This window comes from Thalassospira profundimaris (assembly GCF_003326675.1).
GTDB lineage: Bacteria > Pseudomonadota > Alphaproteobacteria > Rhodospirillales > Thalassospiraceae > Thalassospira > Thalassospira aquimaris.
The window spans coordinates 1-23,200 of sequence record NZ_JPWF01000016.1 but is presented as its reverse complement, the minus strand read 5'-3'; the positions used below and the strand labels follow the sequence as shown (position 1 = coordinate 23,200).

The 23,200-nt window shown below is 56.1% G+C and carries 22 protein-coding genes; 12 read left to right on the top strand and 10 right to left on the bottom strand.

Features of this window, described 5'->3' with window-relative positions; all coding sequences use genetic code 11:
* Positions 1-148: 148 nt before the first annotated feature.
* Positions 149-1,120 carry an alpha/beta hydrolase gene (locus tag TH19_RS18810; RefSeq protein ID WP_114103906.1) on the bottom strand — a complete coding sequence of 324 codons (972 nt, stop codon included), beginning with the start codon at positions 1,118-1,120 and terminating at the stop codon, positions 149-151.
* Positions 1,121-1,309: 189 nt separating this feature from the next.
* Here TH19_RS18810 and TH19_RS18805 point away from each other — a divergent pair, with 189 nt between their 5' ends.
* The 3 genes from TH19_RS18805 (at position 1,310) to TH19_RS18795 (ending at position 2,987) form a co-directional block, all read left to right on the top strand.
* Entirely contained in the window at positions 1,310-1,969 is a 660-nt protein-coding gene (locus TH19_RS18805) for a glutathione S-transferase family protein (protein WP_114103905.1), read from the top strand.
* A gap of 3 nt (positions 1,970-1,972) precedes the next feature.
* Positions 1,973-2,608, top strand: a complete 636-nt coding sequence (locus TH19_RS18800; RefSeq protein WP_114103904.1) for a uracil-DNA glycosylase family protein — start codon at positions 1,973-1,975, stop codon at positions 2,606-2,608.
* Between the two features lie 88 nt (positions 2,609-2,696).
* On the top strand, positions 2,697-2,987 hold the full coding sequence (locus TH19_RS18795) for a 4a-hydroxytetrahydrobiopterin dehydratase (protein ID WP_114103903.1): 291 nt from the start codon (positions 2,697-2,699) through the stop codon (positions 2,985-2,987).
* A 107-nt stretch (positions 2,988-3,094) separates the two neighbouring features.
* Here TH19_RS18795 and TH19_RS18790 read toward each other — a convergent pair whose 3' ends face one another.
* From TH19_RS18790 to TH19_RS18775, 4 genes are all read right to left on the bottom strand, one after another.
* A complete protein-coding gene (locus TH19_RS18790; RefSeq protein ID WP_114103902.1) occupies positions 3,095-3,856 on the bottom strand; it encodes an SDR family NAD(P)-dependent oxidoreductase in 762 nt (253 codons plus the stop codon).
* 124 nt (positions 3,857-3,980) lie between these two features.
* The gene (locus TH19_RS18785) at positions 3,981-4,946 is read right to left on the bottom strand and encodes a DMT family transporter (protein ID WP_114103901.1); all 966 of its coding nucleotides are present in this window, start codon (positions 4,944-4,946) and stop codon (positions 3,981-3,983) included.
* Between the two features lie 36 nt (positions 4,947-4,982).
* Complete coding sequence (locus TH19_RS18780; RefSeq protein WP_114103900.1) at positions 4,983-5,927, bottom strand: DMT family transporter; 945 nt, start codon at positions 5,925-5,927, stop codon at positions 4,983-4,985.
* Positions 5,920-6,942 (bottom strand): DMT family transporter, encoded by a 1,023-nt coding sequence (locus TH19_RS18775; protein ID WP_114103899.1) that lies wholly within the window; start codon positions 6,940-6,942, stop codon positions 5,920-5,922. Before TH19_RS18775 ends, TH19_RS18780 begins: the two co-directional genes overlap by 8 nt.
* A gap of 167 nt (positions 6,943-7,109) precedes the next feature.
* On the opposite strand from TH19_RS18775, the gene TH19_RS18770 reads away from it, so the two are divergent.
* Both TH19_RS18770 and TH19_RS18765 read left to right on the top strand, forming a co-directional pair.
* A complete protein-coding gene (locus tag TH19_RS18770; RefSeq protein ID WP_114103898.1) occupies positions 7,110-7,571 on the top strand; it encodes an Lrp/AsnC family transcriptional regulator in 462 nt (153 codons plus the stop codon).
* Between the two features lie 134 nt (positions 7,572-7,705).
* Entirely contained in the window at positions 7,706-9,814 is a 2,109-nt protein-coding gene (locus TH19_RS18765; RefSeq protein ID WP_258548041.1) for a potassium/proton antiporter, read from the top strand.
* A gap of 68 nt (positions 9,815-9,882) precedes the next feature.
* Here TH19_RS18765 and TH19_RS22810 read toward each other — a convergent pair whose 3' ends face one another.
* Positions 9,883-10,281: a hypothetical protein gene (locus TH19_RS22810; protein WP_181846483.1), complete on the bottom strand. Its 399-nt coding sequence runs from the start codon at positions 10,279-10,281 to the stop codon at positions 9,883-9,885.
* Between the two features lie 36 nt (positions 10,282-10,317).
* On the opposite strand from TH19_RS22810, the gene TH19_RS18755 reads away from it, so the two are divergent.
* From TH19_RS18755 to TH19_RS18745, 3 genes are read left to right on the top strand one after another with little or no spacing between them, the layout of a single operon-like run.
* A complete protein-coding gene (locus tag TH19_RS18755; RefSeq protein ID WP_114103896.1) occupies positions 10,318-11,241 on the top strand; it encodes a DMT family transporter in 924 nt (307 codons plus the stop codon).
* Between the two features lie 32 nt (positions 11,242-11,273).
* Entirely contained in the window at positions 11,274-11,771 is a 498-nt protein-coding gene (locus tag TH19_RS18750; protein WP_114103895.1) for a DinB family protein, read from the top strand.
* A complete protein-coding gene (locus TH19_RS18745) occupies positions 11,771-12,436 on the top strand; it encodes a LysE family translocator (protein ID WP_114103894.1) in 666 nt (221 codons plus the stop codon). The genes TH19_RS18750 and TH19_RS18745 overlap by 1 nt, the downstream gene beginning before the upstream one ends.
* A gap of 95 nt (positions 12,437-12,531) precedes the next feature.
* Here TH19_RS18745 and TH19_RS18740 read toward each other — a convergent pair whose 3' ends face one another.
* From TH19_RS18740 to TH19_RS18730, 3 genes are all read right to left on the bottom strand, one after another.
* Complete coding sequence (locus TH19_RS18740; RefSeq protein ID WP_114103893.1) at positions 12,532-13,749, bottom strand: cation:proton antiporter; 1,218 nt, start codon at positions 13,747-13,749, stop codon at positions 12,532-12,534.
* Between the two features lie 118 nt (positions 13,750-13,867).
* Positions 13,868-14,650, bottom strand: a complete 783-nt coding sequence (gene hisN / locus TH19_RS18735) for a histidinol-phosphatase (RefSeq protein ID WP_114103951.1) — start codon at positions 14,648-14,650, stop codon at positions 13,868-13,870.
* A gap of 164 nt (positions 14,651-14,814) precedes the next feature.
* Positions 14,815-15,438 carry a c-type cytochrome gene (locus tag TH19_RS18730; RefSeq protein ID WP_114103892.1) on the bottom strand — a complete coding sequence of 208 codons (624 nt, stop codon included), beginning with the start codon at positions 15,436-15,438 and terminating at the stop codon, positions 14,815-14,817.
* 629 nt (positions 15,439-16,067) lie between these two features.
* On the opposite strand from TH19_RS18730, the gene TH19_RS18725 reads away from it, so the two are divergent.
* Both TH19_RS18725 and TH19_RS18720 read left to right on the top strand, forming a co-directional pair.
* Positions 16,068-16,808, top strand: coding sequence for a 3-deoxy-manno-octulosonate cytidylyltransferase (locus tag TH19_RS18725; protein ID WP_114103891.1), 741 nt, complete (start codon positions 16,068-16,070; stop codon positions 16,806-16,808).
* A 140-nt stretch (positions 16,809-16,948) separates the two neighbouring features.
* The gene (locus TH19_RS18720; protein ID WP_114103890.1) at positions 16,949-17,809 is read left to right on the top strand and encodes a prephenate dehydratase; all 861 of its coding nucleotides are present in this window, start codon (positions 16,949-16,951) and stop codon (positions 17,807-17,809) included.
* Positions 17,810-17,892: 83 nt separating this feature from the next.
* Here TH19_RS18720 and TH19_RS18715 read toward each other — a convergent pair whose 3' ends face one another.
* A complete protein-coding gene (locus TH19_RS18715) occupies positions 17,893-19,563 on the bottom strand; it encodes a methyl-accepting chemotaxis protein (RefSeq protein WP_114103889.1) in 1,671 nt (556 codons plus the stop codon).
* A 379-nt stretch (positions 19,564-19,942) separates the two neighbouring features.
* Between TH19_RS18715 and TH19_RS23210 the strand changes: the two genes are divergently transcribed.
* Both TH19_RS23210 and TH19_RS18705 read left to right on the top strand, forming a co-directional pair.
* Positions 19,943-21,754, top strand: coding sequence for a DEAD/DEAH box helicase (locus tag TH19_RS23210; protein WP_114103888.1), 1,812 nt, complete (start codon positions 19,943-19,945; stop codon positions 21,752-21,754).
* Positions 21,755-21,978: 224 nt separating this feature from the next.
* Entirely contained in the window at positions 21,979-22,809 is an 831-nt protein-coding gene (locus TH19_RS18705; RefSeq protein WP_114103887.1) for a substrate-binding periplasmic protein, read from the top strand.
* Positions 22,810-23,200: the final 391 nt, after the last annotated feature.

Sequence of the window (23,200 nt, the reverse complement as noted above, 5' to 3'; positions counted from 1 at the left end):
AGAAAAGGATATATGTCCTGATCTTACGGCTGCCACTCTCTCAGAGCAATTCCAGAAAACAAAACCCCGCCAACCGGATCAAGGTCGGGGCGGGGCTGTGAAATTCTGCAATGATAACCGCAATGGCAACGATAAGGGCAAAGGCCGCTTAACGCGGGGTCATCGCCATCTCGATCGCCCGATACATGGTGATCGGCTTGGCGGTATGATGGTTGGTGCGATCAAGGACCGAGAAATCAAGATCGATCTTCCCGGCCCCTTCCTTGGCAATAACGCCCGCCATCTTGCGCGCATTATCGACCATCGCGTTGATCTTTTTCCATTCAAGGCGCCGGCTGCGCATATCTTCGGGCAGGCGCATATCCCACTTTGTCAGGTCCGATTCATCGGCCCCCACCGTCATCATCAACGGTACGGGGCGTGCGGGGGCAAAGCCGGGATCGGCAAGCAACGTGCTGATCTCGTCAAACCGTTGCGGTGTGTTGAACCACAAGGACGGACTGACCGCGACATAGGCATCAAACGCATCGGGCCGGGTGGCCAGCATATGCAAAACAAGCATCCCGCCCAGGGAATGTCCGAACAATGTTTCCCGGTCCTTGTCGATGGCATAAGTCTGGGCAATGAACGGTTTGAATTCCGTCATTACGGCTTCAAGGTAAGTATCCCCGCCGCCCAGTTTCGGCCATTCAAGCATATTGGGCCGTTCATGAAGCTCATAGGTCTTGGCAAAGGGGGTGAAGTCATACATCCGCTGTTCATGGCTGTAATCGCCCGGCATCTCGGCAAAGGCGACGACCATTGGTGCACCAAGTTTATAGCGCGCGCCAAGAACCTCTGCCTGGGCGGCAAATTCGGCCAATGCCGTAATCGATGTTTCCCCGTCAAAGCTGTAAATCACCGGATAACCGTCTTTGGGCGCATCATGATCGGGTTTCCAGACCAGAAGCCGCATGTCACGACCCAAAAGGTCCGAATGCACTACATGTTCGTAAATCACCTCGGTCGGGGCCATGATGGTTGGTGTTTTGGGCTGGTCATTGGCAAGTGACGTGCCTGCATGGATAACGCCAAACAGCGACGCGGCTGCAAAGACAAATCGACGAAGTGATACCGGCATAAAGCCCCCTGAACCAGATGATGCATGCGGGGCAAACTGAAATGATGCCGCCTCTGATCTTTACGACGTCCGGGGCATCAAAAACGGTAAATCAAATTCCCGAGATGGGCTTGAACCCGATATCCAAACACCCGATAGTTCCGGTGTCCCGGCCTTGGGATCATCGTCCCCGAACAGAAAGAAACCATCATGGAAACGCGCCCCGTTCTTTATATCGGCAACAAGAATTATTCATCCTGGTCACTGCGCGCCTGGCTTGGCCTGAAGGTCGCCGGGATCGACTTTGAAGAACGCCTGATCGCGTTGCGCAGCGATGAATGGGCGGCAAAGGCCCCGGTCTTTTCACCAACTGCCAAGGTTCCGGCATATTTTGACGGCACCAAAACCATCTGGGAGGCCTTGGGCATTCTTGAATATATCGCCGATAGCCGACCTGATACGTTGCTGTGGCCGCTTGATATCGATGTGCGGGCCATTGCGCGTGCGGTGTCACTTGAAATGCATGGCGGGTTTTCGGCCCTTCGCAACAACATGCCGATGAATTGCCGCAAAAGCCTGCCGGGGCTGGGCCGGGCAGATGGCGTGGACAAGGATATCGCCCGCATTGGCGAGATTTTCAAAATGTGCCGAACCCGTTACGGGCAGGGCGGTGATTTCCTGTTTGGGGGCTTTTCGATTGCCGATGCCATGTATGCCCCGGTGGTGACGCGGTTTAAAACCTATGGGGTCGAACTTGATCCGGTTGGCAATGCCTATATGCAGGCGATCCTTGATTTGCCTGCGATGAAGGAATGGTACGCCGATGCCGCCGCCGAAGAATGGGTCATCGAAGATTCCGAGGTGAAATAATACATGCCCGGTCTTTGCGGCGATCTTCCTGAAATTGATCCGGCGGGCGGGGACGTTGCATTTGACGCCCTTCTGGACGAAGTCCGGGCGTGCCGCATCTGTGCCGGGGCTTTGCCACTGGGGCCGCGTCCTGTGGTGCGCATGGCCAAGGGCGCGCGCATTCTGATCATCGGGCAGGCCCCGGGCACCAAGGTTCATGAAACCGGCCTGCCCTGGAATGATGCGTCCGGGGATCGCCTGCGGGACTGGCTTGATCTGTCGGTCGATGATTTCTATGACCCCGCCAAACTGGCAATCATGCCGATGGGCTTTTGTTATCCCGGCCGGTTTGATCGCGGCGGGGATTTGCCGCCCCGGCCGGAATGCGCGCCTGCCTGGCATGATGAATTGTTAAAACATCTACCCGATATCGAACTGACCCTTCTGATCGGGCAATATGCGCAAGAACGCTATCTTGGGTCGCGCCGGGCCAAAACCATGACCGAAACCGTGCATCGCTTCGCCGACTATCTGCCCGACACCCTTTTGCCGATGCCCCATCCAAGCTGGCGCAATACCGCCTGGATGAAAAAGAATCCGTGGTTCGAAGCCGATCTTTTGCCGGTCCTGCGCGAACGCGTTCAGAAGATTTTTGGTTAATTAGGAATGCTTTATGCAACTTTTTGTGGTCAAATGGTCTGACGTCTCGCCCCGATAATCAAGGCCAGGAAATCAGGAGACAAAGAGTATGATCAAACTGGAAAAGCCGTCGATTGAAGCGGCACTGAAATCCTTGCCAAGCTGGGTATTGTCCGAAGATGGCCTGTCGATTGGCCGGGTCTACCGGTTTGAAGATTTCAACGCCGCGTTTGGCTTCATGACCCGTGTTGCCCTGATGGCGGACAAGATGGATCACCATCCGGAATGGTTCAATGTCTACAACAAGGTCAATGTGACCCTGACCACCCATGATGCCGGGGGCGTCACCATGAAAGACATTGAACTGGCCGTTTTCTGTGATGCCGCATCGGGCACCTGAGGCATATTGCCTTAAAGAAAAATCGCTTCCCCAAATAAAACACCCTGCCGGTAGGGGACGGCAGGGTGTTTTTGGCTGCGGTAGATAGCTAAACCAAAGCTGTGGGACTACTTTGGTTCCAGACGAACCGCGCCATCAATCCGGATGGTCTCGCCATTGATCATTTCATTTTCACAGATATGCATCGCCAACCGGCCATATTCGGCCGGATCGCCCAGACGTTTGGGGAATGGCGTATTGGCCGCAAGGCTTTCCTGAACCTCGTCGGGCAGGCCCATCAACATCGGTGTGCCAAACAGGCCCGGTGCAATCGACACAACACGTACCCCGTGACGCGACAATTCGCGTGCGGCCGGCAATGTCAGGGACGCAACCCCGCCCTTGGATGCGGCATAGGCCGCCTGACCGATCTGCCCTTCAAAGGCGGCGATCGAGGCGGTGTTGATAATCACTCCGCGTTCGCCACTTGGTGATGGTTCATTGCGGCTCATGGCGGTGGCGGTCACCCGCATCATGTTGAATGTGCCGATCAGATTGACATTGATGACACGGGCAAAGGCGTCAAGATCGGCCGGGCCTTCACGCCCGACAATGCGTTCGCCATGCACGATCCCGGCGCAATTGACCAGAATGGACGGAATACCGACGGATTTGACGACTTCGGAAACCGCCCCTTCAACGCTTGCCGCGTTCGAAACATCAACGCCAAACCCGATCCCGCCCAGTTTTTCGGCGGTGGCTTTGGCCCCGGCTTCATTCAGATCAAAGGCAACAATCCGTGCCCCGGCCCCGGCCAATGTCGCGGCTGTTGCGGCACCCAGTCCCGATGCAGCCCCGGTAACAATGGCAATGGAACCCTTGATGATCATGGCGTGAAGCCTCCCGTTTCTGATGGAAATCCCTTAATTTGGTATTTGTATACCAAATTATACCTTTAACGGGCAAGCTTCAATTCAGATGCCGGAAAGGTACGGAAATACGGATCGCGTATCGCTATTTGTCTTTGCGGATTGTGCTGCCTTGCGGGTCTTGGGCTGGAAGGGTAATGGCATCAGTGTCCTCGCCGGTTTTCTGGCGGGCAAGCTTGTGTTCGCGAAGGGCGACATAGATCGCCGCCCCGATAATCATCGCCCCGCCGGGGATGATCCAGATATCGGGCACTTCGCCAAACAGGATAAGGGCAAGAATGGCGATGATCGGCAAACGCAAATAGGAAAAGCCGACAAAGAAGCTGTAATCGGCAAGCTGCAATGCCTTGACGTTACAAACCTGCATGACATTCATCATCAGGGCGGCAACAGCCATCAGGCCAAGGACGCCCCAGCTTGGTGTCTGCCAGACAAACAGGGCAGGTACCAGTGACACCGGCGTTGTAATGATCATCAGATAAAACAACATCGACACCGTGCTTTCTGTGCTGACCAGTCGTTTGGTGATCATGCCCGCACAGGCCATGCACATGGCCGCCGCAATTGGCAAAAGGCTTGCCGGTTGCATGGCATCGGTGCCCGGCTGAATGATCAGTCCGACCCCGACAAAGCCGATAACAACCGCAAGCCAGCGATGAATACGCACCGTCTCGCGCAGGACAAGGGCGGCCAATATGGTGCCAAACAGCGGCACGGTGAAATTAAGTGTCGTGGCCTCGGCCAATGGCAGATACAGCACCGCCATGAACCACAAACACATCTCTGCTGCCGACAGGATGCCGCGCACGCCAAACAGCGGCAGGCGCGTGGTTCGAAGGCTTGTTAGCCCGGCTTTTATCACCATTGGCGCAATCATGATAAGGCCAAAGGCAAACCGCAAAAACACCGCCTGATAGGGATGAAGTTCGGCGGTGGCAAACCGGATGGTCAGGGTAAAGCACGCGGCAAGGATGGCCGCGGCAAGGGCAAAGAAACTGGCCCGGATCGATGCAGGCTGGCGTTCAAACCATGTTCTAACCACACCGGGCATTGTCGGGGCCTTTGCTTTTACGTTGGCGATACTCGATCAGTCGCGTGACGGTGGCGGATCAAGGTCGCTGGCGGTTGATGACGGCCCCCGTTTGATCCGGTTGGCTTCGCGGTTCAGTTTGGCTTCGCGGCGCGCAATGAACAGGGCCGATCCGATAATCAGAACCGCACCGGGCAAAAGCCAGATTTCGGGAATCTCGCCAAACATCACAAGGGCGATGACCGACACAATCGGCAGGCGCAGATAATTGAACCCGATGACAAATCCGTAATCATAAACCCGGAATGCATTGGTGTTGCAGATCTGGGTGATATTGGCCATGAACGCCCCGGCCGCCATCAGGCCAAGAACCTCAAGACTGGGTGTTTCCCAGACAAACAGGGCCGGGATCAAGGTCATCGGTGTGGTCAGCGCCATCATATAAAGGATGATGGTGGTCGGGTTTTCAGTTTTGGACAGTGACTTGATGGTAAGCCCCGCACTTGCCATACAGATTGCTGCCGCGATCGGAAACAGACTTGCAAGCTGCACGGTGTCGCTACCCGGCCGGATAATGATCAGAACACCACAAAAACCGACAAGCAATGCCGCGACCCGGTATTTGCGAATGGTTTCGCCCAAAAAGATCGCCGCCAGAATGGTGCCAAACAGCGGCACGGTGAAATTAAGGGCCGTGGCTTCGGCAAGCGGCATATAGGCAATGGCGGAAAACCAGAAACTCATCGCCCCCATCGACAATACCGCACGCAAGGCAAACATTGGCAGACGCTTTGTCTTAAGCGGCGCAATGCCTGCACGAAATGCCAAAGGCGCAATCAGGATCAATCCGAAAAAATTGCGGAAAAATACCGCCTGAAGCGGATCAATATGTTCGGTCGCAAGGCGGACAAAAACCGAAAAGATCGCTGCACTGATCGACGCCATCACCCCGAAGACGGATGCCTGCAAATAGGGGGGAAGGGCGTTGAACCGATCACGCATCGGGTGTTCTTTCGTCTTTGGGTTTGCTTGTCTCGCCGGGATTGACCTGATGTTGTTCCGGGCGATCAATCTTGGTGGCCGGAATGGCCTGCGGGTCGGCCGGGGCCGTGGTTGGCAGGCGGGTTTCCGTTTTGGCCCGCTTTGCCAATACTGCTTCGCGCCTTGCGATATAAAGGGCTGATCCGATAATCAGGGCGGCCCCGCCCCAGGTCCAAAGATCAACCACCTCGCCAAACATGACAAAGGCCATTGCTGCCACAAATGGCAGGCGCAGGAAGTCGAAAATCATCACATAGGACTGGTCCGCCGTGCGATAGGCCCGCACCAGCAATTGCTGACCGGCGGTGCCCGATACCGCAATCAAAAGCAAAATGAACAACTGCCACAAACTGGGTGTTTCCCAGAAATAGATCGCAGGTGGCAGGGACAAGGGCGTCATGACCAGTCCCATCCAGGTGACGATGGCATTGGCACTTTCAGTCCGCGACAGCATTTTGACGGTGGTCATGGCCGCTGCCATGAACAGGGTCGCCAGCAAGGCCAGAATGGCACCGGTTTCAAAATCCTGCCCGAATGGCCGGATAATGATCATCGCCCCGACAAAACCGATAGCAATCGCACTCCAGCGGCGCGCGCGCACGGTTTCGCGCACAATGATCGCGGCCAGAACCGTGGTCAGGATCGGCAGGGTAAAGTTGATCGCAATCACTTGGGCGGCGGGGGTGATGGCAAGGGCGGTAAACAGGCACGACATCGCGCCAAACCCAAGTGCCCCGCGCAGGAAATGCAGCTTGAACCGTTCGGTCTTCAATCCGCCAATGCCATTGCCAATCAGCCAGGGTACCATCGGCAGCAAACCGAAAAAGTTGCGGAAAAATGCTGCTTCGAACGGATGAACATCGCGGGTGACATAACGGATCAGCACCGCCATGGCCGCAAAACACAGTGCGGCGGAAATCATCAACAGGGCGCCCCTAAGGGCTGCATTGTCAGAAGAGGCGGGTGAAAAAACCATTATCCTCAACGAATAAGCGTGATTTTGGAAAAAATCCAGTCTGCGAGGGCCAATTTATCATACGATTTGCGCATAGCAGCCCCGGCGAATTTGGTGAACAGTTCGCGCAGGCCTGATTTTCGTGTAAGATCAAGGCTGTCGACAATAATCCATCAGGGGGAAGATAAATGGATGCTATTGATCGCAAATTGATCGACATTTTGCAGGAAGACGCGTCGCTGTCCTATTCGGTTTTGGGGACAAAGGTCGGTCTGTCGGTCTCTGCGGTGAATGACCGGGTGCGCAAATTGCGCGAACAGGGGATCATTCAGGCCTATCGTGTTGCGGTCGATCCGAACGCCATTGGCCGTTCCTTGACCGCGATGGTCTGGCTGCGCACGGATCCGGCCAAGGGCAACAAGAAACTGGTCAAATCGCTGATCAAGGCGGACGAGGTTCTTGAATGTCATCATATGACCGGGCGCTTTGATTATCTGGTCAAACTGCGCCTGCGTGATACGGCTCATCTCGAAAGTTTTGTGTCGGATACGATCAAGGAAATGCCCGGCATTGTCGAAGTTCTGCCGGAAATTGCCCTGTCGACGGCCAAGGAAACAATGTTTGTTCCGGCACGGCTCGAAACTGACTGATTTGCAGTAATTTCGCCAAATTCTTTGGGTAATGGCCTTTCGCGGTCACCATTTCCTAAATATCTCATGCAATGATCGCCATGGTGTTCAGCCAGACAAAGTCATTACGATAATTACAAACAAGGAGCCCCAACATGATTGAATCGATGAATCTGGTGATCCTGATTGCATCGATTCTGGTTGTGGTCGCGGTCTTTACCAGCCTGGTCAGTTTCCGGGTCGGGGCCCCTTTGCTGTTGGTGTTCCTGTTTGTCGGCCTTGGTGCCGGCGAAGACGGGATTGGCGGCATCAATTTTGACAATGCGCCGCTGGCCTATTTTATCGGCTCGATCGCGCTGGCCCTGATCCTGTTTGACAGCGGCTTTGAAACCCAGCTCCGAACATTGAAAATTGCCGCATGGCCGTCGCTTGTGCTGGCCACCTTTGGCGTGATGATCACGACCGGGGTGATCGGGGCGGTGACTTGGCTGGTGCTTGATGTGCCTTGGCTGGTGGCCTTGCTGTTTGGGGCGATTGTCAGTTCAACCGATGCGGCTGCTGTGTTTTTCCTGCTACGGGTTGGCGGGATCAATTTGCGTGATCGTACGCGCAGCACGCTTGAAGTCGAATCGGGTTCGAACGATCCGATGGCGGTGTTCCTGACCATTTCACTGGTCGAACTGATCATTATCGGCGGCGGAGAAAATATCGCGGTCGAACTGCTGCAACGCTTTGTGCTTCAGATCGGTCTGGGCGCGGTGTTCGGCTTGGCGGGCGGTTATGCGCTGGTGCAGATGATCAACCGCATCAAACTGGAACCGGGGCTGGTGCCGATCATTACCATGGCCTGCGCACTCAGCCTGTTTGGCGCGACCAGTATACTGGGCGGCAGTGGCTTCCTGGCGGTTTATGTCGCCGGTCTGTTTGCCGGTAACAGCAAGATGCATATGAGTGTCGGCGTCCGGCGGTTTCAGCATGTCACCACATGGCTTGCCCAGATCGCGATGTTTGTCACACTCGGTCTGCTGGCGACCCCGTCCGAATTTGGCGCGGTGATCATTCCCGGTGTGGTTCTTGCGCTTGTTCTGGTGTTTATCGCACGCCCTGTTGCCGTGTGGCTGTGCCTGATGTTCTTTAACTTCTCGCGCAATGACACCGCCTTTATTTCATGGGTCGGTTTGCGCGGTGCGGTGTCGATCCTGCTTGCGATTGTGCCGATGGTCGAAGGCGTGCCCGAAGGGCAGCTTTTGTTTAACACCGCCTTTATCGTCGTGATCACATCGCTTCTGTTGCAGGGCTGGACGATCAGACGGGTGGCGAAATGGCTGGGCATTATCGTGCCGCCGCGTCACGGGCCGGTCGATCGTATTGACCTTGAATTACCCGGTAATGCCAATCAGGAAATCGTTGTCTATCGCGTACACGAAGCCAGTGCCGTTGCCACCGGTCATCGCATACCGCGCTGGGCCCGTCCCAGTTTGATCCTGCGCGACGGGGCATCCTTGCGTCCGCATTCTGCCGGTCACATTCAGGCCGGTGATCAGGTCTATATCATCACCCCGCCCAAGCATGTCGAACTGCTTGATCAACTGTTTGCCGGTCCGGCCGAGGGGGCCAATGACGTCGATCTGTTCGGTGATTTCAGCTTCCCGGCTGATACCCATATTGTCGATATCGGTCGCCTCTATGGCTTTGGTGTTGATGACGATGACGCGGAACTGACCGTGGCCGATATTCTTGAACGCGACCTGTCGGGCGATGTCGAACTCGGTGATCGTGTCACCTATGGCACAGTCGAACTGATTGTGCGCCGGACCGATGACGAACATGGTGTGATCGAAGTCGGCCTTGCCGTCGAAGTTCAGAAAACCAAACCCAAACGCCGCATCCCGATCTTCCAGTCGCGCTCGGAACTGCTTGAAATCTGGAAAGACTGGCAAAAACGCAAACGCGACGAAAAGAACGCTACCCTGCGCGCTGCCAACACCACCAGCACGTCAGAAAGTGATACCGGCGACTCCGTCGAAATCGAGACTGCTGCCTCCGATACTGCTACTGCGGTTGCAGAAGCTGACAAGGATGTGACCCCTGACGCCCAAGACGTCGCGGACGTACCGCAACCTGACGCCGCCTCTGACAGCGAAACAGCCGAACCGCTGAAAAAGCCGGACCCGACGGGCGAGGATGCAGGTGGCGAAGACGCCGATGCAAATACCGATGCACCGGTTAAAACGACCAAACGACGCAAACGCACCAAGGAATAAGTCGGCTGCGGGGCTGGTTGCCAAATGGCTTCTGCCCCGGCCCCCGATCAACTAGGGCGCACCTCTGGCTAATTTCCGGCTCCGGCTCTCGACCCGTTCACACTCAGACTGCGACCCAACTCCAGTTCGAGTTTCAGCTCCAGCTCCAGCTCCAGTTCCAGTTCGAGTTCCAGCTCCAGCTCCAGCGGCCAACCCCAACCCCAACCCCAACTCTGACGCCGGGCCAGATCATCCGACGCCCCAAACACGCCCAATCCGTCCTTTACGTACCCCCCCCACGGCCAACCCGGCACGAGCAACGCATCCCATACAACCCATCCCCCACCCATACGACGCCCCTCGCACACCCAGCTCAAAGGCAGGGTCAGAAACCCTGATGCCCCACGCATTACTTTGACTGTTTTTGCATTAGTTTGACTAATGTCAGGATCAAAAATGCTGGTTTGGTTCGGGTGAGATTCTGACATAAATTGCCGCTTCAATTCTTTTGGAGCGCCCCGGCCATGTTTGGTCTTTATGCAGCCGTCGTTTTAATCTGGGGATCAACCTGGATCGCCATTCAGTATCAGCTTTCTGTCGCGCCCGAAGTCGCGGTGGCTCTTCGTTTTGCGTTGGCGACCCTGATTTTGATGGCATGGTGTGCGGTGCGTCGCTTGCCGATGCGTTTTGGCTTGCGTGATCATTTCTTCATGGCTGTTCTGGGCGTCTGCCTGTTCTCCCTGAACTATGTTCTGATCTATGTCGCCAGTGTGCATCTGACATCAGGTCTGCTGGCGGTTGTGTTTTCGACCATCGTGATCATGAACATGATCAATGGCGTGATCTTTTTCCGTCGCCGTCCCGAAACCCGCACCCTGATCGGGGCGAGTATCGGCCTGGCCGGGATTGCATTGGTCTTTGCCGATGATCTGGCGACATTTGATCTGGCAACCGGGGGCAGCATCGGTTTGATGGTGTCACTGGTCGGGTCCTATATCGCGTCGCTGGGCAATATGGCCTCGGCGCGCAACCATGCCCACGGCATTCCGGTCCTTCAGGCCAATGCCTTTGGCATGTTGTATGGCTCGATCCTGTTGTTTGCCTATATCGGCTTGGCCGGGATTCCGGTTACCTTTGATACCAGCCCAAGCTTCATTGCGGCGTTGGTTTATCTGTCGCTGTTCGGATCGGTTCTGGCATTCGGGTTCTATCTGACGCTGTTGGGCAAGATCGGCCCGGATCGCGCGGCCTATAGCTCGGTCATGTTTCCGGTTGTTGCCCTGTTGCTGTCGACCTGGTTTGAGGATTTCCACTGGACGGCGCATATCATCTGGGGTGTTGGCCTGACTTTGGTGGGTAATGTGGTTATTCTGACCAAACGTGTGCCCAAACCGGCGGCCGGGGTTCTTGACCGGGTTGCCGCAAACCCGACCAGTGCAAAGTCCTGAGCAGAAAGCCTGCCAGAGAGCGGAGATCAGATATGAACAGCGTCGCCTATTTCAAGCGTCTGGCAGACTATAATGCCTGGGCCAACCGGCATGTCTATGAGGCCTGTGCCGCCCTTCCGGTGGCCGAGCTGGAGGCACCGCGACGCGCCTTCTTTCCGTCGATCATGCGCACGCTTAATCATCTTCTGGTCGCAGACCGGCTTTGGCTGTCGCGGTTGGTTGGCGCGCCGGTTGCCATGCCGCTTGATACCATCCTGTTTGCCGGTTTCGATGATTTGCGGGCCGCGCGCATCGGGCAGGATCGCGACATTGCCGATTTCACCGCAAGCCTGACCGAAGACATCATCGCATCGGACCTGACCTATCAGTCGGTGACTGCCGGGGCCTATACCATGCCGCGTGATCTGGTGCTGGGTCATATGTTCAATCATCAGACCCATCACCGCGGACAGGTTTCCAACATGGTGCTCGAAGCAGGCGGCAAGGCACTTGAAATCGATCTGATCTATTACGGGCGCGAGCAACTTTGATGACTGACCTTCTGGTGCAATATACCCCGTTTCTGATTGCAGCGTTTTTGCTCAATATCTCGCCGGGGCCTGATATGGCCTATATCATTGGTCAAACCGCCGTTCATGGCCGCAAGATCGGCCTGTTTTCGACCTTTGGGGTGGTGTCGGGGGCCTTTGTGCATGTGATTGCCGCGGCCCTTGGCCTGTCGGCGATCCTTGCGACTTCGGCGCTGGCCTTTGCCATCGTCAAATGGGTCGGGGTGGCCTATCTGGTGTGGTTGGGGATCTGCGCATTGCGGTCAAGCTTTGCCCGCAAGGCCAACTGTAACGCCGATGATGAAATTGTCCCGGCTGTTGCGATTTCCACCAAGCCGATGACCGCCCTTCAGGCCTGGCGTCAGGGCGTGATGATCGATGTTCTGAACCCCAAGGTCGCGATCTTTTTCATGGCGTTTCTACCGCAATTCGTCGATCTGGCGCACGGGCAGGGCGCGACACAGTTTCTGGTCCTTGGATCGATGGTCAATCTGATCGGGCTGATTGTTGAAAGCTGCATCGTTCTGATGGTGGCAAGTGCGGCAACGCGGATCAAGGCAAACGGTGCTGTGGGCGCATGGTTACAGCGTGCGCTTGGCGGCATGTTCATTGCCTTGGGGGCAAAGCTTGCCCTCAGTCAGCAATAAACCGACAATTGGCCCGGCAATAAGCCCCGCCATAAGCAAAGACCGCCAGTCAGGGAATGCCGGGCAACCGAATGCGTTCATAGCTTTGTTCAGGATTACCCTCGCCTGCCAAGATACCGGACAAGCGCCTGTGAAAGCGGTGCGGCACTGACGCCGTGCGCCACGGTGCTGATACAGATGATCATGGTGCCCGCCGCAATCAGGGATTTGATTTCGCCCGGACTGATCAGGGTCGCCATGATCAGCATATAGATCACGGACGCAATCCCGCGCGGCCCGAACCACCCGATATAAAGCTTTTCGCCAAGGCTGTAGGGTGATCCGATCATGCAAATCCACACACAAAGCGGCCGCAGGATCACAAGGCTGACGACCGAGAAGACAAGCATCATCCAGGTCCAGCTTTCATAAACTGCGGGCACAACAAGCAGCCCAAAGACAAAGAATGTCAGCATGGTCAGAAGCTCTGCCTCGGCCTCGCCAAAGCTTTCGATGGTGTCGCGGACTTTCTCGCTTGAAATATTAAGGGCAAGCCCCCCGGCAAAGGCCGCGACAAAACCATTGCCGCCAAGCTGCTCGGCCAGAAGATAAATAAACAGTGCCGCCAGAACGCCAAGCAACCGTTCAAACCGGTCAACGATCATATCCTGCGTCACGGTCCGGTTAACGATCTTGCCAAGGACAAAGCCGATCAAAACCCCGGCCCCGGCCCCGATGGAAATTTCAAGCAGCGCTTCCTTGATCCATCCCTGATGCCCGTTGCTCAGGACATTGGCTTCAAGCAATACCGCGGTGGTAAAAACCGGCAGGACGAGCCCGTCATTAAGCCCGCTTTCAATATTGATGCCCTGGCGGACCGGTTCGGGCACGTCGGTGTTTTCAAGTACCGGACGGCCAAGGGCGGCATCGGTCGGGCTGACAATCAGGGCAAGAATAAGCGCCGGGACAAGGCCGATGGTCGGATCGGTGCCGAAAATAAACGCCCATGTCGCAAGAATGGTCAGCGGCAACCCGATCAGCAAAAGCCGCGTGGCAAGGGTCCGTGCAGCGCGTTCCTTGCGATAATCAAGAACCGCAGCATCCAGAAACAGAATGATCGCAAGGGTCATTTCGGCAAAGGTGGTGGCGAAATGAATGCTGCCACTAAGTGCGGTCAACGGTGCTTCATGCCAGATGCCAAGTGGCAAGGCGATCACCGCACCGCTTAAAACCATCACCATCGGTGACGAGATATTCCGATGTTCAAGGCGTCGGGAAAAAAGCCCGTACACCAATCCCGATCCCAGAAAAAGGATGATCACCCACTCAAACATCGCCCGACCTGACTGGTTGTTTCATCCGGGCATCATGCCCGAAAAACCGCGAAATAACAATTATTCCAACGGTTTCGGGCTTGGATGGTAACTGGGCTGGTCTGTCCGGGCTGGTAGATCAGGCCATTGCCGTCTTGATGCTGGCAAGAACTTCCTGATGGCAGCGTGCATCGCCACTGGCCACCACGTCACCGGCACTGTCGATGGTCAATTCCTTGCCCGACCAGTCGGTGACAACACCGCCAGCCCCTTCGACAACCGGCACCAGCGCACAGAAATCATAGGCCTGAAGCCCGATTTCAACCACCGTATCAGCAAGACCGATGGCGGTCAGGCCATAGGCATAGGCATCAACGCCATACATCGGAATTCGGCTTTGTTTCGAAACCGCGAGATAGGCATCAAACGCCTTGTCACGGAAAAGCTCCGGCGCGGTGGTAAAGAAGGTCGCGCTGGCCAGGTTTTCGCATTCACGTGCGCTGATTTCGGCACCATTAAGGGTGCTGGCCTGTCCCATGACCCCGACCCAGCGTTCATCGGTAATGGCCTGATCGATAATGCCGATCACCGGTTTGCCTTTGTGGCAAAGCGCAATCAGGGTGGTGAAGCTCGGCTTGCCGGAAATAAAGGATTTGGTGCCGTCAATCGGGTCCAGAACCCAGACATATTCGGCATCAATATTCTCGCGACCATGTTCCTCGCCCAGAATGCCGTGATCGGGCAGTTCCGCATTGAGGATATCGCGCATGGTGCGTTCAACCTCGCGGTCGGCAATTGTCACCGGGCTGGCATCGGCTTTGACGTCAACTGCAACAGGGGTGCGATAATATTTGCGCACAACCGGGCGGGCCGCATCGGCCAGTTTGTGGGCAATTTCCAGAAATTGGTCGAGATTTTCCATCAAAGCACATCCCTGAAGGCAGTCGCTATAAGGCACGGCGGGGCCGCAGATTGACGCTGCACGGGCCTGAAACGACAAGGCCAAATGCAAACAGGGGACAGTTACCTGTCCCCTGCGAAAATGCAATCTCTGATCGGAAAAAAATCAGCGAGATTTCAAAACTTTTACTGTGCGGTCGCTTCGCCTTCAGCCGGTGCGGCGGCATCCTCTGCCGGGGCTGCTGCCTCTGCTGCGGCAGGATCCGGGAACGGAAGCGGGCTGTCAGACTTGCTGTTCAGCCATGCAATCACGGCGGCACGGTCAGATGCCTTTTTCAGGCCGCCAAAGCTCATTTTGGTGCCGTCGATATAATCGCGCGGCTTGTAAAGGAACTCGTTCAGCTCTTCAAAGCCCCAATTGCTGCCATGGTTGGCCATGCCATCGGAATAGGAGAAGTCGCTTTTATGCGCAAAGGCCGCACCAACGATTCCATAAAGGTTCGGGCCGGTTTTGTTCGGGCCGCCTTTTTCGACATCGTGGCAGGATGCGCATTTTTTGAAGACTTTTTCGCCTTCGGCAAGATCAGCCGATGCCAGCATGGCAAGAATCGGTTCCGGACCGGTCGGTGCAGCTGGCGCTGCTGCGGCGTTGGCACTCGCACCCGCCATCAGATCTTCGGAGAAGGGATAAACCGGTGCCTCCAGTTCATCGGGATGAACCAGCGCGCTACCAATTTTGCCGACAACTATTACCAGAAGTACGGCGCAGATGACTCCGGCGACGATCTTGTTGATTTCCATCGTGTTCATGACGGGACCCCGTTACAGCCTAATCACTCTCAGGTTTCTCATTATAGTATTCACTCAGTTCACCCATGCGCCCCCCTGAATAATCCTCAAGATTGAGAAACACACATGTAACCGCAGGCAAAACTGGTCGGTGGGAAACTATACGTTTCAGCGATTTGCATCAACCTTTCTTAAACACCAAGGCGAAAACGGATGCTCTAAAACTTTCGTCTAGTCATCTGCAAACAGCGATTCCGTCTTTCGCCCGCCCCAAGGGTCAGGATCTGTTAATCTGGTTCGAATGGTCGCTCAGACTTGTGCGGATACGCGAAGCGAAGCCGCCGGAAGATATGCATCTTTCAAGGTTTCGCGACAATGTAGCCCGTGCAAATCTGAACGATCCGAAGGACAGAGTTTATATTGGCGAACTCCGGCGTCAAACCCCTTGTCCGGGATACCAGCCCGCACGGCGGGATTTTCCTTGGATTTCGCCAATATAAACTCTGCCATTCGAATCAAATTAATAGGTCCTGACCCTAAAACCGGCTAATGTCGCGCCGATTCACCCCCGTGTTTTGCCATCGCGTAAACAAGACATGCATTGCGCGAGATCAAAGATACGGGAAATTATGCCTGACCGGAGTTCCAAAATGTCGACGCCGCGCAATCCTGTTGTTGTAATTCCTGCCCGCATGGCCTCTGTGCGTTTGCCCAACAAACCGTTGGCTGATATTTGCGGCGAACCGATGATCGTGCAGGTTTGGCGTCGCGCCACCGAGGCGGGAATCGGCCCGGTTCTGGTTGCCTGCGCCGAACAGGAAATCGCCGATGCGATCACAGCTGCCGGTGGCATCGCCGTTCTGACCGATCCGGATTTGCCAAGCGGTTCGGACCGTGTGCATCAGGCGCTTCAGACTTTTGACCCCGAAGGCAAATATGACGCGGTCGTCAATGTTCAGGGCGACTTGCCAACCATTGATGCCGCCGACATTCGGGCAGTGTTTGAACCGCTCAATGATCCGGCCGTTGATATTGCAACCCTGGCTGCCGAAATCACCCGCGAGGAAGAACGCACCAACCCGAACGTGGTCAAGGCGATTGCGGCCTTTGGCGGTGGTCGTGTTGCACGTGCCCTTTATTTCACCCGCACCACGGCACCTTATGGCGATGGTCCGCTTTATCATCACATCGGTCTTTATACCTATCGCCGTGCGGCCCTTGACCGGTTCGTGTCCCTGCCGCCTGCCGAACTTGAACAACGCGAAAAGCTTGAACAGCTGCGCGCGCTTGAAAACGGTATGGTGATTGCGGTGGCACTGGTCGATGGCGTGCCGCTTGGCGTTGATACCCCCGAAGACCTCGAACGTGCCCGTCAGGTTTTGGGCGGCTGATTTCTGACATTGCCAGCTATTGGTCAATGGTTGGCCAATGTTTGCATTGAGTTCCCGTTCCAATTGGGGTTTTCTATCCGGCCGCACGCATTCGGGTGCGGCCGATAACAAGTCTTTCTATCAAATCAGGAAACAGCCAGATGACTGCGCAACAAAGGATCGCTTTTCAGGGAATGCACGGTGCCTATTCAGATCAGGCAGCCCGTCGCGCCTTTCCGGGTGCAACGACAGTACCGTACAGGACCTTTGAAGGCGCCTTTAGTGCATTGGAAGAAGGCGAAGTCGAACTGGCGGTGATCCCGATTGATAACACCCTTGCCGGTCGCGTTGCCGACGTGCACCACATCCTGCCGGAATCGGGTGTGCATATCATCGGTGAAACCTTCCTGCGCATTAACCATGCGCTGGTCGCCGTGCCGGGCACAAAGATCGAAGATATCAAGGAAATCCACAGCCACGTTCACGCGCTCGGCCAATGCCGCAAACTGCGTAAGGAACTGGGTGTAAATGCGGTGGTCGGTCCCGATACGGCCGGTTGCGCCAAGGAAGTCGCTGATCGCGGTGATAAATCCATTGCCGCGATTGCCCCGGTTCTGGCGGCGGAAATCTACGGCCTTGATGTGCTGCGCACCGAGGTCGAAGACGCCGCCCACAACACCACGCGCTTTATCATTCTGGCCCGTGAACCACTGGATATCCCCAATGACGGCAAGCCGGTCGTGACAAGCTTTGTCTTCCGGGTGCGCAACGTTGCCGCGGCTCTTTACAAGGCGCTGGGCGGTTTCGCCACCAATGGCATCAACATGACCAAGCTTGAAAGCTACATGGTCGAAGGTCACTTCACCGCGACCCAGTTCTTTGCCGAGGTCGAAGCCCATCCCGAACAGCTTGGCCTGCGCCATGCGCTCGAAGAACTGCAATTCTTCTCCCACGAAGTCCGTATTCTCGGTGTTTATCCGGCCCATTCCTTCCGCCGGGAAAATGATCTTCCGGCTGAATAACGCGCTTGCAGGATCCCGAAATGCAAAAGGGCCGGACAAGATGTCCGGCCCCAATTGTTCCAGCCTGTTTCAGAGGGCAGGGATCAATCCCCGGCCTGCTTCAAAAGATCGCCCGAGAATCGCTGAATGATCTGGGTCAGCTCGGCCGAACGGCTTGAAAGTTCTGCGGATGCCGATTTCAGTTCGTCGGCATCATGGGTGGTGTCTTGCGCATTCTTCATGGTTTCATCAACGCTATAGGAAATCTGTTTCACGCCATCCGCACTGCGATTGGCATTGCCCGAGATTTCCTGTGTTGCCGCACCCTGTTCCTCAATTGCTGCGGCAATTGCGGTGGATGCGCTGCGCACCTGTTCGATGGTTTCAGATACCCGCGAAATACCGGTCACCGCGCGTTCGGTGCCATCAACAATGTCGTTGATCTGCGCGGCAATTTCGTCGGTTGCCTTGGCGGTCTGGGTGGCAAGGTTCTTGACCTCGTTGGCGACCACGGCAAAGCCTTTGCCGGCTTCACCGGCACGGGCGGCCTCGATGGTTGCGTTCAGGGCCAAAAGGTTGGTCTGACCGGCGATATCGTTGATCAGGCCAATGATCTCCTTGATCTTCTCGACCGTTTCGGAAAGACCGGCAACATCGTTTGATGCGCTTTGGCTTTCATCGGTTGCCCGTTCGACCGTGTGTGACATCTGGGAAATCTGGACATTGATTTCCGTGATCGACGATGACAATTCCTCGGTTGCGGCGGCAACGGCATCGACATTTTGCGATACTTCACCGGCCGCGGCTGCGACCTGTCGGCTTTGGCCCAGAATGCCGTCGGCATTGTGCGCCATGCTGATCGCGAGATCGTTACTGCGTTGAACGGAATGGTTCACGGCACCGGCAATGCTGCCCACTTCGCTTTCAAGTTTCTGGGCAATCGACCGGATATTGCTGCGCCGTTCCTGCTCTGCCTTTTGCTTGTGCATGGCGGCATCGGCTTCAAGCTGCTGGGCCTGTGCCGATTTGTCGCGCAGTGCCTGAACACCGGCTGCCATATCGCCGATCTCGACAAAGCGGGACTCGCTATCAACCGCGGCCTTGTAGTCGCCCTCGGCAATGGTGCGAATGGCGCTGTTCAACCCGACAATACTTCTGGTGATTCGCGTGCCGACAAACCAGGACAGCACACCGGCAATCACAATCGCAATGATCGAGATGATGGCAATGTGCTGAATGACCGATGCAAATTCGGCTTGCACGTCATCCATATAAACACCGGCACCCAGCGCCCAGTTCCAATCCTTGATCGGACGCACATAGGCGGCTTTTTCGATCAGTTTGTCGCCTTCGCCGGGTTTCTTGGTTTCATAGGTGATGATGCCGCCGCCTGCTTTGGCGGTATTGACGATCATCTGGCGGACCTTGCTGTCAGGGTTACATTTCCCGACATCTTCGGGGCTTAACGGGTCAAGCACCATGCAATGCGCGTAGTCCGACGCATAAATATAGTTCGCACCGTCAAACCGGTAGGCATTCAGGATGGCAAGTGCGGCGGCTTTGGCTTCGTCCTGGCTCATATCCCCGCTTTTGGCTTTGGCGACATAGCTGTTGACGATGCTGACCGCACCTTCGGTCAGATGTGAAATCTGTTCGAATTTGCCATTTCGCAGACTGGTCTGATAGTTCAGTGCAACCGTCGCGATGATAGCAAGCAATACAAGAAGACAAATTGCCGGAATTGAAAATATTCCGGTAACGACCCTGAAACGCATTTTCCGTCCCCTTCTAGCTGTCTGTTTTGCCTGAGTATTGTCTGAAAATATTCAACCAAAAAGTTAACATCTGATAATATGTTGGGTCTTCCACGCGTTTTTGCATGGCTGCCCGGCGCCGGGATTGATTGACATATCGGGTCGGCGCATGTATCACCCCGCTCATTCCTTCGCTTGCAAAGACAGAATCAGCTGTCAGGAACTGTATGAAAAAGGCGAGGGCGGTTTCGACGTGATGACGTCGTGACCTCACATCATTTGCCTCTCATGCAGGGTCCGACGCAGTGGCTGCTTTGCCATGCACCGGTCTCGACTGCGTTTGAGCGGGCACCAATGGCGTTAACATGGCGCCGACCGGATAAACGAAGGGCTATCCTTTATGACGAATTTTGATGGGCTCAACCTGATCGAGCCCCTGCTGCGCAATGTTGAAGCTGCTGGTTTCTCCGCGCCAACCGAAATCCAGGCTGCGACGATTCCTGCACTTCTCGAAGGGCGCGACCTTATGGGTATTTCCCATACGGGTGGCGGCAAAACTGCCGCTTTCTGCCTGCCCCTGTTGCAGCGTCTTGCCGAAAACCCGCAGCGTCCGAAACCGGGCCAGCCGCGCGCCGTCATTCTTGCACCGACCCGCGAACTGGCAACCCAGATCGGTCAGTGCCTGCGTGACTTCAAAAAAGGCATCCGCCTGTTTTCTTCTGTTGTCTATGGCGGTTCGCCGATGGGCCCGCAGATTCAGGAACTGCGCCGTGGCGTTGATATCCTGGTTGCGACCCCGGGTCGTCTGCTTGACCACATGTCGCGCAACACTGTTCGCTTTGACGATGTCGAAGTCTTCATCCTTGATGAAGCCGACCGTATGCTTGACATGGGCTTCTCCGAAGACGTTCTGACCGTTGCCGAACTTCTGCCGAACAACCACCAGACCGTGATGTTCTCGGCAACCATGCCGGCCGAAGTCAAACACCTGACCGACCGTCTGCTCAAAGACCCGGTCAAGGTTGAAACTGCACCGCAGTCGAGCGTAACCGATCGTGTGACCCAGCTTGGCATGTTCGTGAAACGCCATGACAAGATGTCGCTTCTGGTTCAGCTCCTGAACCGTGACGAAGTCGAACGTGTTCTGGTCTTCACCAAAACCAAGGCTGATGCAGACGAACTTTCGTTCCAGCTGCGCGATGAAGGCGTTGATAGCGACGCGATCCATGGCGACAAACAGCAGCGCATCCGTCAGAAAATCCTGCGCAACTTCCGCAATGGCCAGTTCCCGGTTCTGATTGCGACCGACGTTGCTGCACGTGGTATCGACGTTCCGGGCATCACGCACGTCATTAACTATGACCTGCCGCACGATCCGGAAAGCTATGTCCACCGTATCGGCCGTACCGGTCGTGGTGGCGCCGAAGGTACTGCGATTTCGTTCTGCGAGCCGCGCGACATTCGCCTGCTTCGCAACATCGAACGCATCATCAAGCAGGATGTCGATATCGACGAAGATCACGAATTCCATGCTCCGCCCCCGCCGCCGCGTTCGACCGGTGGTGGTCGTGGTGGCCGTGAAGGCGCTGGTCGCGGCTTTGGTGGTCGCGGTCGTGGCGGCTTCGGCGGCGGTCGTGATGCCGGTGGTCGTGGCCGTGGCTTCGGCGGTGGTCGTGATGGCGCCCGGGATGGTGGTCGTGACGGTGGTCGCGGTCGCGGTTTCGGCGGCGGTCGTGACGGTGCCCGTGATGGCGGTCGCGATGGCGGCTTCCAGGGTGAACGCGCTGCACGCGGCTTTGGTGGTCGTGATGGCGCACCGCGCGAAGCTTTTGGTGGTCGTGACGGCGGCCGTGATGGTGGCCGCGATGGTGGCCGTCGTGATTTCGCCGATCGTCCGCGTCGCGAAGATCGTGAATTCCGCAAACCGCGTTTTGACAATGATGATCGTGCACCGCGCGGTGATCGTGAAGAACGTGGTGGCAGCCGCGGTGGCAATTTCCGCCCGCGTGGTGAAGGTCGCGGCGAAGGCGGCAACCGTGAAGAACGCCGTTTCGCAGACAAGCCGCGCGGTGATCGCGGTGGCAACTTCCGTGGTCGCGATGGTGCCGGTCGTGACGGTGCCCGTGATGGCGGTCGTCGTGACTTCGGTGATCGTCCGCGCCGTTCCGAAGGCCGCGGTGGCAGCCAGGGCATGAAACGCCGTTCTGCGTAATCATCGCCCGCCCGTGTGATTTCGCATCGGGCCAAAGATCAAGATTTTTAAAAAAGTCGGCTGCTTTCAGCCGACTTTTTTACTTTTGATTGAATTTGTGCAAACTTAAGCGCTAAGCTTTTTTTGCAAGGAACCTATCCTTTGTAGGGGAAATTTCGCAACACGACCCCACATAGGTATAGTATCTGTTCGCCGTTGCTGAAGTAACAAGGAGCTAGCCCTGCATGAGAAGGATCTTGGTTATCCTGATGGCTGCAATGACCTGGATTACCGGGGCGGCTGTGGCATATGCGCATGACAAGGCTGGGCATTTTGTAGTGAAGGCAGACGGGACGCGTGATTGCACGCGGCTTCTGGCGTCAGGCAACCCCGATTATCCTCCGTATCTCTGGAAATCCGATGATGGTCTGACCCTTGAAGGGGCGGCAGCCGATTTCATCAAGCGCGTGGGCGAATTGTCCGGAGTCGAGATTGAAGTCATCCATGCCGGAAGCTGGGGGCGTGTGCAGCACAATATGCAGGACGGCACCCTTGATATGATTGCCGGTGCATTCCTGACCATGCCGCGTCTTGAATATATGGATTATTTCTTCCCGGCGTTTCAGGGCACGCGCACCGTTATCTGGACCCGCGATAACCTTGATCTGAATTATCAGCAATGGGCCGACCTTCGGGGACTCGAAGGCCTGACCGTGATCAATAACAGCTTCGGGCAGGAATTTGACACCTATGCGGCAGGCAATCTGACGATTACCGAGGTGCCCAGCCTCGAGCAGGGATTGCAAATGCTTTCGCGTGATCGTGCGGAATATCTGATTTACGAAGAATTCCCGGGCAAGGCCTATGCCGCACGCGAACACATCACCAATATCCGCAGCTACGACACCCCGGTCAGCACCGAAAATCTCTATCTGACCATGTCGCACAAATCGGCGTGCAACACCGGCGCGCTGCGCGGGCGCATCACGAAGGCGGTACTGAAACTGATCGCCGATGATGCCATGACGGAAATGCTCGAAGCCAATATCCAGCGCTGGGGCGAAAACACCAACTAGGCTGTTTTCAGTCTAGGTGTGGCCTCGACTAAACATTCCAAAGCATGCATTCGCACCATATCCCAAACCGGAAGCCGGAACTCGTAACTCATAGTTCCGAGCCTTTAGCTCGGAGCCAGAAGCGCCAGCGAGAGCTGGCACGGTAACTGTATCCGCAGCGCGCCCGTAGCTCGTAGTCGGCATCCGAAAGCCTGCCACTCAGAACCCAAACTCCAAAGCCCAAAGCCTAGAGCCCGGATCGGAACCCGGACTCATGGCTCCAAGCCCCGCGCCCCATGCTCGATGCCTCACGCTCGATGCCCGAGCCTAAGTCCAAGTCCAAGTCCAAGCCCAAGCCCAAGCCCAAGCCCAAGCTACTGACCACGACAGAGACAGAGCGATGACGACGCCT